Below are 13,778 nucleotides of genomic sequence, written 5' to 3'. Positions count from 1 at the left end.
TTCATTTTAGCATAGTAAGGGGAGTGAATGCACGTTCACACTTTAGCAGTTTCAGGAAATGTATCAATATTTCGAAATCGGAAATAAATATGATACAATAGGCAGGAAGAATATTCTACTTCGTGGGGAGAGAGTCATCATGAATGAGGAAACAAAAAATTTATTTAAAACATTAACAGAATTGCCAGGCGCTCCAGGGAATGAGCATGCTGTTCGTGCTTTCATGCGTACTGAGTTAGAAAAATATTCGGATGAAATCGTTCAGGACAATTTAGGGGGTATATTTGGTGTAAAGCATAGCGAAATTGCTGATGCACCAAAAGTATTGGTAGCTGGTCATATGGATGAAGTAGCATTTATGGTTACATCAATTACTGACAATGGCATGATTCGCTTTCAAACACTGGGCGGATGGTGGAATCAGGTAATGCTGGCACAGCGTGTTGAAGTATTTACGAAAAATGGAGCCATACCTGGTGTAATTTCATCGATTCCTCCACATTTATTAACAGATGCTGAGCGTTCCAAGCCAATGGAAATTAAAAACATGCTAATAGATGTTGGTGCTGATAATAAGGAAGATGCGATTGCTTTAGGTGTTCGTCCAGGACAATCTATTATTCCTATTTGTCCATTTACACCAATGGCTAATCCAAAAAAAATTATGGCAAAGGCATGGGATAATCGCTATGGATGCGGATTGGCAATAGAGTTAATGAAGGAAGTGCAACATGAAAAACTTGGTGTCCATTTATATTCTGGCGCAAACGTAATGGAAGAGGTTGGTTTACGTGGTGCTCAAGTATCTGCAAACATGATTAAACCTGATCTGTTCTTTGCTTTAGATGCTTCTCCAGCGAATGATATGTCAGGAGAAAAAAATCAATTTGGTCAATTAGGTAAAGGAACTTTATTACGTATTCTTGATCGCACAATGGTTACACATCGAGGAATGCGTGAATTCATCTTAGATACAGCGGAATCAAATCATATTCCTTATCAGTATTTTGTGTCACAAGGAGGCACAGATGCGGGTCGTGTGCACACAGCAAATGACGGAGTGCCAAGTGCAGTTATTGGTATTTGCTCACGTTATATTCACACTTCTGCGTCTATTATTCATATTGATGATTATGCTGCTGCAAAAGCTTTGATTGTAGAATTAGTGAAAAAAGCAAATCGTTCGACATTAGAGACGATACACGCTAATGTATAAAGTAGGATGAAAAGGTGCCTTAAAGGGCATCTTTTTCTATGTAAAGGAAGAGGTAGTAGACATGAAAATCGCTATTGGAACAACAAATAAAGCAAAAATAGAAGCTGTTGAAATCATTGTTAGCAAACATTTAGATAATCCAAGGTTTACATATATCAAGGCTGCATCACAAGTATCTAATCAACCCATGACTCATAAGGAAACAAGATTAGGTGCTATCAACCGTGCTAAAAATGCGATGATTGAAACGGGTGCACAATTATCATTTGGCTTAGAGGGTGGTGTAACAGAGATTGATGGTTTAATGTATGTTTGCAATTGGGGAGCTCTCGTTGTAGCAAATGGCACTACCTATACAGCTGCTGGTGCACAAATACTATTACCAGATTCAATTGCCCAGGAAATAAGAGCTGGTAGGGAGCTAGGACCTGTGATGGAGCAATACACTCAGCAAAAGGATATTCGTCAGGGTGCAGGTGCTGTGGGTATTTTCACTCAAGGCTTAGTAAGTCGTCAGGTGATGTTTGAGCATATTGTCTCTCTTTTGGTTGGTCAATATTTGTTCACATTAGCACATGAATAGTATGATAGAATTAGTGATAATGAAATAGTGAAGTTGCAACCTTACAAAAATTTTTTTAAAATAGAGAAAAAGTTAGCAATGAAAGGAAGAGAGACATGTCTCATACATGGCTACGTGCAGCAGGATTAATGGTTGTGCTATTGGGACTTTCTGGCTGCAATCAGTCTGTAGATGACCAAATTAGTAATGGCCTTCAACTAACAGAAACAGTTTTCTCAGAAGAGCCTGCAGAACATACAGATAAAATTGGGAATGTAGAATTATATTTACCCTCTCATTTTAAAATTGAAGATAGCACGGATGCATATAATATATTAATTGCAAAGGGAAAAGAGAGTTTTATTCTGTTCATTAATGACCGTGAAGACGCAGATAGTAAACTTTATTATAATCTATTAAAAGAGGATAGCTCGAAAAAAATTATTAAAGAAAATACCTATGAAAAGAATGGCATTTTCGGTTTCTCAGCTGTTTCCAAAACTGACAATGAGAATGAATTCGAGCTAATTGTAAGCAGTGGTGGTATCAAAATGACGACCATTTCACAGGCAAAACGTATAGAAGAGAATTTATCAGAGATGACGAAAATTGTACATTCGGTTAAGATTAAATAATTAGATAGTTTTGAACAGCACGGTTCACAAACGGGTGAACCGTTTTCTCTTCATTTCAATATTCCAATTTTTTATCGGACAATTACACCAAATAAATTGTAAGGAAAGGATGTGAGCAAGGTGAAGCAGATTAAATCAGAGCAACTTGTCTCTCTATTGAAACAAAGTTTAAATGAAGAAAAATTTAATTTTGATTTTGATAAGAAGCATGATAAATTGCGCTTGAATCATAAAAAAACTGGGAAAGGGATGGAGCTATCACTTCCAGGTATTTTAGCAAAGTATAATGAAAAGCAGGAAGCTGCAGTTGAAGAGGTTGTTTATACAATTGAGCAAACCTTTCAGGCGATGGAGCAAGAAAAAGAACAAGGTTTCCAAGCATCTACCCAAATTTATCCGGTCATTCGCTCTACATCCTACCCGAAAGCCTCAAAAGAAGGACATGTATTCATTACTACGGAGCATACAGCTGAGACACGTATTTTTTATGCGCTTGATTTAGGAAAAACCTATCGTTTTCTAGATGAATCCATGTTAGAGGTTTTACAATTAACAGAAGAACAAATACGTGAAATGGCACGTTTTTCTGTGAAGACACTACCTACTGTCTATAAGAAGGATGAAGTAGCAGGGAATATTTTCTATTTTGTCAATGTGAATGACGGATATGATGCAAGCCGCATTTTAAATGAGAGCTTTTTAAAAGAAATGAGTACGATAATTGAGGGGGATATGACATTATCTGTGCCACATCAGGATGTCCTAATTATAGGTGATATTCGGAATGAAACAGGGTATGATGTATTAGCACAGATGACAATGCATTTCTTTACGGTCGGAACTGTCCCGATTACCTCATTATCTTTTATCTATGAAGATGGGGAACTAGAACCAATTTTTATATTAGCAAAAAACAGAGTGAAAAAGGAGCAAGAAAAACAATGAACGTATTTTACAACAAAGAGCATGTTGGCGATGTATTGCTAGTCCAGTTAGCGACGGAGGCCATTGTAAAAACAGAAGTAGAGCGTGCTGGTGATATTGCCATTTTAAAGGAGGCTCAGACAGGCGAAATAAAAGCATTTAATTTATTTAATGCAAGTAGCTATGTACAAACAGATGCAAAAGGACTTGTGGAAGTAACACCCGAATTAGTAGGACAATTAGAAGCTGCTATTGCTAAAAATGGAGCTACTATTAGCTTAGATGTAGATTTTACGCCAAAATTCGTAGTGGGTCTTGTAGAAACTAAGGATAAACATCCAAATGCTGACAAATTAAGCGTTTGTACTGTAAATGTTGGTGAGGAGATATTACAAATTGTTTGTGGAGCACCGAATGTCGAAGCAGGTCAAAAGGTTGTTGTAGCAAAAATTGGTGCAGTAATGCCTTCTGGAATGCTTATTAAAGAAGGAAATTTACGTGGTGTTGATTCACATGGAATGCTGTGCTCAGCGCGCGAACTTGCTATACCGAATGCACCTTCAGAAAAAGGGATTTTAGTGTTACCAGGAGATGCAGAAATTGGTAGTGCGTTTGAGGCACCAACACGTTAAAATAAAAGATGTATTTGTAAAATCGTTACGCTACTAAAATGCTAGTAGCATAACGATTTTTTTGTATGGTGAGCCTCTAAATGCAAGTTTCTATACCATTTTTATGGTATGCTTTTTGATATAGACATTGTGTTATTTTATCTTTATCTTCATTCAGTAAATGTTTTTGTATCGAAAGCATAGCGGCAGATACAGAAAACAGACTCCCACACCTCTATAGGTGTGGAGATGAATGTGGTTTTCCTATTCAGTAACCGCCTGCTGAATCAAGATAAAGTACCTGGCGGATGTCAGGGATTTTGAAGGGAACTTTTCGAGCTAAGCTTGAAAAAAATCCGGATGTAATTGCGCTAGGGCGTAATTGATATAAACAATGCTATAAATGAAGTGTATGAGAAATGAGTGAAATAGAGTGAATTGGTTTAAAAAACAAATTAATAAATTTATAAATAAAGATGACAATGAATACGAATACGAAGACATGTATGAAAACTACGATGAACAGACTGAGCAGCAACATGTGAAAGAATCACCTGCATCAAAACAAAAAACTTTTCGTTTCCCGTTAATTGAGGATATGGAAATCTCACCTTCTCCAACATCTACATCGCAATCAAAAGATGTATTTAATCAAGTGGAAGATGATTATTATGGACAAATCGAAGAATTATCACTGCCAAAGCATTTAAATAAACATATTGTAGATTCTAGTGTTTATGATGTGGAGGTTTCTGGTATTCGGGAATTATTAGCTAATCGTTCAAAGCGAACTGGCAGAACAACCATGACAAAAAATCAACCTGAACAGGGGTACCGTTCAAAAGCAAGTTTAGTTTTTCGGGATGCGCAAAATGAGCAACCAACACCTAAACCAAAAGAGAATAATAGTTCACCAGAAAAAACGATAGAAAATAGTATGCCTGTTAATCGAAAACGTTTTGTACCGAGTGATGTACCTTCACCAGTTTATGGATTTGCCAAGCCTAGTCCTATAGAACAATTATTGGATAAACGCAAGGAAGAACTCGACAAAAAGGAGTTTTCAATACCTACAGAGCCTAAGGATTTAAAAGAAACGACAACAAATGAGGCTTTCGAAAATATACTAGAAGAAAAAGAGCCAATTCGCCCAGTACAGGAAGAGGTCTCTGAACGATTTGAAATGCCAGAATCCTTTGAAACATCAACAAAGCAACCGATTATGTTTGATGAAGATTTTTCACAAGAAATAAGTGATTCTGACGATGTGATGCAAGCAGAAGCAGAATTGCCCCTTCCCCAAACAACCTCTTTTGCTGTTGCGTTTGAGGATCAAGTAAAAGAGGCTGTTCAGCATGAATTGGATGTCGAGCAACTTACGGCGGATCAATCAGAAATTCATGTGAAGGAAGTTATTGTGGAGCAGGTTCAAATTGAAAATTCTACAATTCATATTGGTGAAGTAACAGTAGTTCAACCGCCAGTAAATGAAGTTATTGAGCAGGAAATGTTAGAAGATCAATCACTTGAGGCTGTCCCAAAGCAAGATAAAAGTCGTATTCCTTTTAATGTATTAATGTTAAAAACGGATAAAGAGAAATGGCGAATTCAACAACAAACTAAAAAATTAAAGCCATCTACTATTGTTGAAAAAAAGCAAGATGAGGAAAGCGAGTCTTCTGAAGCGATAAGCTTTGATGACGAGCATCCATTAGGACCATCCATACAAGAAGAAATAAAACATCCAGTTTCTACTCAGATTATTGGATTAGAGGCAGAGGAAGACGAAGTAACAGCTCAACAGGTGGAGAAAATAGAGTCATCTATTCCAAATTCTCCAATCAATGCTTCGTCAGATAGTGTCTCTGTCATTACAATGGCACCAGTAGCAACACTGGCTAGCGTATCAACCTTAGAAAAGACAGCTCCAGAATTAGATAGTCAACATGAAATTTCAGCGACTACTGATATGGAGGCACCATCAATTATCGAACATGAATATCTCAGTGAAAATGTTGGGTTGCTAAACGAAGAGGCTAAAATGGACGATCAAGAGCAGTCTTCAAACGAAACTCTCGAAGGAATTCAAGAGAAGGGAAATCCTTCAAAGCCTGTTCATGTGTATCAAAAGCCGACAGATGAATATTTAGAGCCACCTGAGGAAAAAACACAAGACACAGAGTGGATGGAGCAGCAGGGAGATACCTTAGTTGAAGCACTTTCATATTTCCAAGTATCTGCTCAAATTGAGTCCATCATGCAAGGACCTGCTGTCACGCAATTTGAAATAACAGTTAGCCATGGTACAAAGGTTAGTAAGATCCGTAATTTGGCAGATGATTTAAAGCTAGCATTAGCAGCGAAAGATATTCGAATTCAGGCGCCTATCCCTGGAAAGAGTTCTATTGGAATTGAGATTCCGAACCGTGTCTCTCGCGCTGTTCGATTATCAGAAGTAACAAATAGTGCCTCCTTCCTTGAGTCAGAATCACCATTAGAGGCTGCTTTGGGTCTGGATTTAACTGGGAAACCAGTAACGATCGATTTGCGTAAAATGCCCCATGGTTTAATTGCAGGGGCAACAGGTTCAGGAAAATCAGTTTGTATAAATTCGATTTTGGTTAGTTTGTTATATAAAGCTGCTCCTCATGAATTAAAGCTAATGCTTATTGACCCTAAAATGGTAGAGCTGGCTCCGTTTAATCATATTCCTCACCTAGTTAGCCCTGTTATTACAGATGTTAAGGCAGCTACAGCTGCATTAAAATGGGCAGTAGAGGAGATGGAGCGACGCTATCAGCTATTTGCTCATGCAGGTGCACGTGATATTACACGGTATAATGCTTTAGCAGATAAAAATAATGAACATAGCCTTAAATTGCCTTATATGCTTATTGTCATTGATGAGTTAGCTGATTTAATGATGATGTCTCCAGCAGATGTTGAGGAAGCGATTTGTCGTATTGCACAAAAGGCACGTGCATGTGGTATTCATTTAATTGTTGCAACACAAAGACCGTCTGTTGACGTGATTACAGGTCTAATTAAATCAAATATTCCTACACGTATTGCCTTTGCAGTATCTTCACAAATAGATTCTCGCACAATTTTAGATGGGCAAGGAGCAGAAAGATTACTTGGACGAGGCGATATGTTATATTTAGGGAACGGTATGTCCGCCCCAGTACGATTACAGGGGACATTTGTGACTGATGATGAAATCGAGTCCATTATTGAACATGTCCGAGAGCAGGGTGAACCTGATTATATTTTTGATCAGGAGGAGCTTTTGAAGAAAACGGAGATTTCTGCGGAGCAGGATGATTTATTCGAGGAAGTTTGCCGATTTGTGTTTGAACAGGGGGGAGCTTCTACGTCCTTAATCCAGCGCAAATACCACATTGGCTATAATCGTGCTGCCCGATTAATTGATATGTTAGAATCTCATGGATTTGTGTCTGAGGCGAGAGGCAGCAAACCACGTGAAAGTTATATTACAGAAGAAGATTTAATTACTATGTTTGAATAAGAATTGCATGGATTTCGTATAGATTATCTTATTTACGTCGAAATTAGTATTTTTAGAAAAGTTACACATTTATCCTTGTGCATAAATAGTGCTATAATAGACAAGATGTGATGACAAGTACGTATTTTTTAGCACGTTTAAAGGTATTAATACCTAACAATTGGTGAAATAATACGGTACACCTAATAGATGATAGATGGGATATTGATATTCCCGGGGGGTTTAATTAATGACAGTTTTTCATTTCACAGGCATTAAAGGTTCTGGCATGAGTTCGCTTGCACAAATCTTGTTTGATGCTGGTGAACAAGTACAGGGCTCAGATGTTGATAAATATTTCTTCACAGAACAGCCGTTACGTGAACGTAATATTCCAATTTTTACATTTAATCCAGATAATATTAAAGAAGGTATGACAATTATTGCAGGAAATGCTTTTCCTGATGATCATCCTGAATTAGTGCGAGCACGAGAAATTGGTGTAGAGATTATTCGCTATCATAAGTTCCTAGGGGAATACATTGGAAATTATACATCAATTGCCATTACAGGTGCACATGGTAAAACTTCAACAACTGGCTTAATGTCACATGTTGTCGGAGGATATAAACCCACTTCTTATTTAATCGGTGATGGAACAGGAGCTGGGCATGAAAATGCAGAATTCTTTGTGATGGAAGCGTGTGAATACCGCCGTCACTTCTTAGCATATAATCCAGATTACGCTGTCATGACTAATATCGATTTTGACCATCCAGATTATTTTGCTAATATAGAGGATGTTTATTCTGCCTTTCAATCATTGGCTTTACAGGTAAAAAAAGCAATTATTGCTTGTGGTGATGATGAACATTTACAACGTATTCAAGCAAAGGTACCTGTTGTTTATTATGGCTTTGGAGAAGAGAATGATTTTGAAGCCCGTAATGTGGATAAAACAACAGAGGGTACTAAATTTGATGTTTTCGTGCGCAATGAATTTTACAGTACATTCTTTATCCCATTGTTTGGGGATCATGCTGTTTTAAATACATTAGCTGTTATTACACTTTGTCAGTATGAAGGTATCTCACCAGACATTATCCAGGAACGTTTAAATAGTTACAAAGGTGTAAAAAGACGTTTTACAGAAACGGATATTGGCAATAATGTTTTAATAGACGACTATGCCCACCACCCAACGGAAATCCGTGCAACGATTCAATCAGCTCGTCAAAAATTTCCGGAGCGTGAGCTAGTAGCTGTTTTCCAACCACATACATTTACACGTACACAAGCTTTTTTACAGGATTTCGCTGATAGTCTAAGTCTTGCAGATACAGCATATTTATGTGATATATTTGGCTCTGCAAGAGAAACACAAGGCGCGCTATCCATCCATGATTTGGCGTCGTTAATTGAAGGCAGTGCAGTGATTACCACTGAAGGAATTGAAGTCTTAACAAAACATGAGGGCGCAGTATTTTTATTTATGGGCGCAGGCGATGTTCACAAATTCCAAGATGCTTTTGAAAACGTGTTAAAAAACAACGAAACAGCTTAGTCCGTAAGGAATAAGCTGTTTTTTCTCAAAAATTGAGAAGGAATTCAGTTTTTTTTGTCGAAGATAGGGAAAGTAATAGTAAAGAGAATTTTACTAGCAGGAGGTCTTTTTATGGAAGTCATTTTGTATATTGCAGCGATTATAGCAGCAATCGGTTTTTTAATTTTATGTGTGAGTTTAGGCATGACGCTATTCTCGCTTAAATCCATTCTAAACAGCTTAGCAGGAACTTTATCAGGTATTGAAGGACAAATGGAAGGTATTACACGTGAAACGACTTCCTTATTAACCAAAACGAATAGTTTGGCAGAGGATATTCAGCAAAAATCAGAACAGTTAAATTCTGTTGTTCATGCAGTCAAAGGAATTGGTGACTCCGTGAACGGTTTAAATACGTCTGTACAGCACATTACTTCCTCTATTTCAAAAAGTGTAGAACAAAATGAGGAAAAAATCGCACAGGTTGTTCAATGGAGTAATGTTGCAATGGGTATTGCTGATAAATGGAAGAAGCGTAAAGTAATTGAGCAGGTTCAAGAAGAAAGCTATGTTTTTGAAGCTGAACAATCAGACAAGCCTAAAAGAAAATGGGGTCGTAAAAAGTGATTATTATTCAGTAGACATTTTGTGTCATCTGAATAAAAATAAAGTCTTAGACATAAGTTGAAGATGCATCAACAAAAGTAGATGGACAACCAGTCTAGGCACATGAATATAAGATGGGAGGAATTGTTGCATGACAACTCAAAAGCCAAATTTTAACGAAGTGAAGGAACAACAGCTTGAAAGTTCATTGCCACAGCTTTATCATCCGCAAGAATCTATTTATGAAGAGGAGCGTGTGAACATGAAAGATTTTGTTATTGGCGCATTAGTTGGGGGTATAGTTGGTGCAGCTGCCGGCTTACTACTAGCTCCAAAATCAGGAAAAGATTTACGGAGTGATGTAGCTGTACAAGCTGTAAACCTAAAAGATAAGAGTGCGGATTTTTCAACGACAGCAAAAGATAAAACAGTTCAATTGTCGAAACAAATACAAGAGCAATCTACACAATTAGTAGAGAAAGTAAAAACGTTAAAGACTGCAAAAGCACCGACTGTATTTGACGACGGTACTGTTTCATTCGAGGGTGAAGAACCGTTAGAAGATTATGTTCCTAATGAAGAGCCTAAAGCAGAAGAGGCGGCTGAAACAAAGGAACAAACCGAAGAAAAAAATGAAGAGGTTCGCGCTTAAAACTTAAAAAAAGGGATACGAATGTCCTTAAGGACATATCGTATCCCTTTTTAATTTCTTAGAAGATAGTTGCTTCCTCCAATAAAATTTCTAACTTATCCCCACCGAAGATTTCCATATCAAAGTTGGCAGGTTGTCCATTTCGTAATATGGTAAAGTTTCCTTTAAATGTTGTGGGTAGCTGCCAGTTAGAGAAACGGAAGACATCTTGGTAGATCCAACGACTTCGATCCTTCTCTATAAATGAAACTGTCGCTCCATTTGGCACCGTTGACAGTGGTGAAACAACGCTATTGTTGACGAGCACCTCATTAGCCATCTTTTTCAGCTCCAGCATCTCGTTCTGGAAATGAATGATGATGTTATCCTCTAGTAAAATATTCATTTGATCAGCTATTCGTTGTACGGTTGGTAATGCTTGCTGCTGAAAAGTAATGATGTCTGCATCCTGTACTGCATAGGACAGTTTAGCTGGCTTATCATTGATCATTAACTGTGCGGAAAACTCAGGTAGGTAAAGTGGTTTTCCATCTACTTGAATATAAAAGGATTCAAATTGCTTTAATAAAGCCCAATTATTTGTTAGCTTAAATATTTCTTCAACTGTATCTGCAATTTCAAAAGCAACAACATCCCGATCCTTTAACGCACTATCGAGTGAGGCTGGGGAACCATTCACTGTAATTTTTGGTTCAATGACGTATTTTGTATGTTGAATCATTATCGTTTTGATAGCTGCATTGTCAACAATATCTCTTACAGTTGCTACTGCTGGTTGCCCGTCTTGACCTTCAATTAGTTGGATAGCATCCCCAGTTTTAATCAATGTTTTAGTAGAAGCTTGCTGTCCATTTACTAAAATTTCCGCAGGCTGCCCGTGACCACCAGGGATGAAAATATCTTGTCCATTTACGCTAACAGACAATCCAAGCCCTGGCTTTCCATACAATTGTTTTGCACGAATATTTGCAGCTAAAAAAGCATCAGCAACGGTCATTTCTTTTAATTCAAAAAGACGAACTACCTGATCATTCACAGTAAGGCTCATATATTGAATCGGCATTTTTTTTGCCGCAATGGCAATACCAATTGGCGTCACCAATTCAGGTGATGCTTTAATATGATCTTCCTTCGTTAGATTTTGTATGGCATCTATTCCTCGAACGGCAATACGATTTTCTGGTAAGTCTAACACTGCCCCAAGTTCAGTTGTTAGGTTTGGTGTTAAGCTTCCACCCCCAACAAGCATGACAGCCTTAGGAGCGGTACGATTATTAAGTCGTAATATTTCTTCTCCTATGGCTTTAGCAAGTTGTTTGACAGCGGGATCGATCGCTTTAAGAACTTCTTCTTTTGAAAAATATTGATCAAAGCCTAAGATATCCTGAATTAAAATTTCCTCTTCTGTTTGTAATTGTCTTTTTGCTTTTTCAGCTACTGGGAAGTCAAGTAAATAGTGATCGCTCAATGCCTCCGTAATTTCATCTCCAGCTGTAGGTACCATCCCATAGGCAACGACTGTGCTTTTATCAGTGATGGCAATATCGGATGTCCCTGCGCCGATATCAACAAGTGCAACATTTAAACGACGCATTGTTGGAGGAATAAGCACGTTAATAGCTGCAATTGGCTCTAAAGTAAGTGCGTCCATTTCTAAATCAGCACGTTTTAGTGCAGCAATAAGTGATTCTACGACTACTCGGGGTAGAAACGTGGCAATCACTTCAATTTGCGCCTCATCTCCTTGCTGATCAAGTAAGCTACCAATTTCCTCACCATCTAATCGATAATATAGAACAGAATAGCCCACACAATAGTAGTGGCTTATTTTTGCATCCTCTTTCTGCTGCAAAAGTTGCTGCTGTGCTTGTTGTACAGCTTGTAGTTCTAATCGGCTTATATCCTCCTCAGTGAAAATTGGGCGATTTCGTATATTGATGGTCACGCTCGCCTGTTCTGTTTTCAATGAGCGACCAGCTGCAGCTACACTTACTTTTGTTAAGCTACCATGTTTATCCTCAAGCTCATGCTTTATTTCATTGATTAAATCTGCCACATACATGACATTATGTATTTGACCATCGACCATAGCACGTTCTTTATGTTCTTTCACTAAAATATCTTCAACGTGAAAGTGGTCGTTATTTTCAGTTAAGATAATGCCTACAACTGAACGTGTACCAATATCAAGTGCAAATAGTTTTGAACTCAATGTAATCGCTTCCTTTCTTGTAATATTGTAAAATAATTTAGCGAGTTGAAGCGCTAAATTAAAAATACGTGACATTCTGATCAACATTGATTATAATATTGCTAATATCTAAAAATGTAACATACATTTCAGAGTTCTGAAAGTGTCTGTCATGATGAGAGGAGCAAGAAAGCATGAGCCAAAAAGATTTAGAAAGCTTACGTAGTCAAATAGACGACTTAAACTTAGAAATTCTTCGTCTAATTAACGAACGTGCAGCTGTAGTGAATGAAATCGGTAAAATTAAAGAAAAGCAAGGTGTGAATCGCTATGATCCGCTACGTGAAAGACACATGCTTGATCTTATTAAAGAACACAATCAGGGTCCGTTAAACCAAATGACGGTTGATTATATATTTAAACAAATCTTTAAAACTGCTTTAAAACAACTTGAAGCAGATAAGAAGAAGGAATTGCTTGTATCTCGTAAGAAAAAATCAGAAGATACAGTGATCAATATCAATGGTGAGTTAATTGGACAAGGGAAGCCATCTTTCGTATTTGGTCCTTGTGCAGTTGAATCATATGAGCAAGTTGCAGCGGTAGCAGAATCTATTAAAGCAAAAGGTGAAAAATTAATTCGTGGTGGTGCATACAAGCCACGTACTTCTCCATATGACTTCCAAGGACTTGGACTAGAAGGTCTTAAAATATTAAAACGTGTGTCAGAGGAATATGGTTTAGGTGTCATTACGGAAATTGTTACACCAGGTCACTTAGAGGAAGCATTAGATTATATCGATGTGATCCAAATTGGTGCACGTAATATGCAAAACTTCGAGTTATTAAAAGCAGCAGGTGCAACAAACAAACCTGTCCTATTAAAACGAGGCTTAGCAGCAACAATCGATGAGTTCATTCACGCAGCAGAATACATTATGTCTAAAGGGAATGAAAACATCATCCTATGTGAGCGCGGTATCCGTACTTATGAAAAAGCTACACGTAACACATTAGATATCTCAGCTGTACCAGTTTTAAAACAAGAAACACATTTGCCAGTATTCGTAGATGTTACACATTCAACAGGACGTCGTGATTTATTATTACCATGTGCGAAAGCAGCCATTGCAATTGGTGCTGATGGTGTAATGGCTGAAGTGCATCCAGATCCATCTGTAGCACTTTCAGACTCACAACAGCAAATGGACATCCCTACATTTGACGCATTCTATGAAACACTGCAAAAATTCATGAAAAACTATGAAATTCATGCTTAAATTGTTTTAAAATATACCGCTTGCTAAATCAGCAGGCGGTTTTTACTATA

General features: G+C 37.6%; 11 protein-coding genes. 10 read left to right on the top strand and 1 reads right to left on the bottom strand.

The window, feature by feature from the left end; translation table 11 throughout:
* Positions 1-139 precede the first annotated feature (139 nt).
* The 9 genes from AC2CGN_RS11020 (at position 140) to AC2CGN_RS10980 (ending at position 10,257) form a co-directional block, all read left to right on the top strand.
* Complete coding sequence (locus tag AC2CGN_RS11020) at positions 140-1,216, top strand: M42 family metallopeptidase (protein WP_429982763.1); 1,077 nt, start codon at positions 140-142, stop codon at positions 1,214-1,216.
* A gap of 61 nt (positions 1,217-1,277) precedes the next feature.
* Complete coding sequence (locus tag AC2CGN_RS11015) at positions 1,278-1,799, top strand: DUF84 family protein (protein WP_484513846.1); 522 nt, start codon at positions 1,278-1,280, stop codon at positions 1,797-1,799.
* A gap of 95 nt (positions 1,800-1,894) precedes the next feature.
* Positions 1,895-2,413 (top strand): hypothetical protein, encoded by a 519-nt coding sequence (locus AC2CGN_RS11010; RefSeq protein ID WP_429982761.1) that lies wholly within the window; start codon positions 1,895-1,897, stop codon positions 2,411-2,413.
* 120 nt (positions 2,414-2,533) lie between these two features.
* The gene (locus AC2CGN_RS11005) at positions 2,534-3,358 is read left to right on the top strand and encodes a DUF1444 domain-containing protein (protein WP_484513844.1); all 825 of its coding nucleotides are present in this window, start codon (positions 2,534-2,536) and stop codon (positions 3,356-3,358) included.
* The gene (gene ytpR, locus AC2CGN_RS11000; protein WP_429982759.1) at positions 3,355-3,969 is read left to right on the top strand and encodes a YtpR family tRNA-binding protein; all 615 of its coding nucleotides are present in this window, start codon (positions 3,355-3,357) and stop codon (positions 3,967-3,969) included. The genes AC2CGN_RS11005 and ytpR overlap by 4 nt, the downstream gene beginning before the upstream one ends.
* Before the next feature lie 412 nt (positions 3,970-4,381).
* Positions 4,382-7,477: a DNA translocase FtsK gene (locus tag AC2CGN_RS10995; RefSeq protein WP_484513842.1), complete on the top strand. Its 3,096-nt coding sequence runs from the start codon at positions 4,382-4,384 to the stop codon at positions 7,475-7,477.
* A gap of 229 nt (positions 7,478-7,706) precedes the next feature.
* Complete coding sequence (gene murC, locus AC2CGN_RS10990; RefSeq protein WP_286924663.1) at positions 7,707-9,020, top strand: UDP-N-acetylmuramate--L-alanine ligase; 1,314 nt, start codon at positions 7,707-7,709, stop codon at positions 9,018-9,020.
* 111 nt (positions 9,021-9,131) lie between these two features.
* Positions 9,132-9,626 carry a DUF948 domain-containing protein gene (locus AC2CGN_RS10985; protein ID WP_286924662.1) on the top strand — a complete coding sequence of 165 codons (495 nt, stop codon included), beginning with the start codon at positions 9,132-9,134 and terminating at the stop codon, positions 9,624-9,626.
* Between the two features lie 130 nt (positions 9,627-9,756).
* A complete protein-coding gene (locus AC2CGN_RS10980) occupies positions 9,757-10,257 on the top strand; it encodes a YtxH domain-containing protein (protein ID WP_429982756.1) in 501 nt (166 codons plus the stop codon).
* Between the two features lie 58 nt (positions 10,258-10,315).
* Here AC2CGN_RS10980 and AC2CGN_RS10975 read toward each other — a convergent pair whose 3' ends face one another.
* Positions 10,316-12,469: a cell division FtsA domain-containing protein gene (locus tag AC2CGN_RS10975; RefSeq protein ID WP_286924660.1), complete on the bottom strand. Its 2,154-nt coding sequence runs from the start codon at positions 12,467-12,469 to the stop codon at positions 10,316-10,318.
* A gap of 173 nt (positions 12,470-12,642) precedes the next feature.
* Between AC2CGN_RS10975 and AC2CGN_RS10970 the strand changes: the two genes are divergently transcribed.
* A complete protein-coding gene (locus AC2CGN_RS10970) occupies positions 12,643-13,728 on the top strand; it encodes a bifunctional 3-deoxy-7-phosphoheptulonate synthase/chorismate mutase (protein WP_286924659.1) in 1,086 nt (361 codons plus the stop codon).
* Positions 13,729-13,778: the final 50 nt, after the last annotated feature.

This window comes from Lysinibacillus sp. DFXJR4, from assembly GCF_057196045.1.
This window is presented reverse-complemented; position numbering and strand designations above follow the sequence as displayed.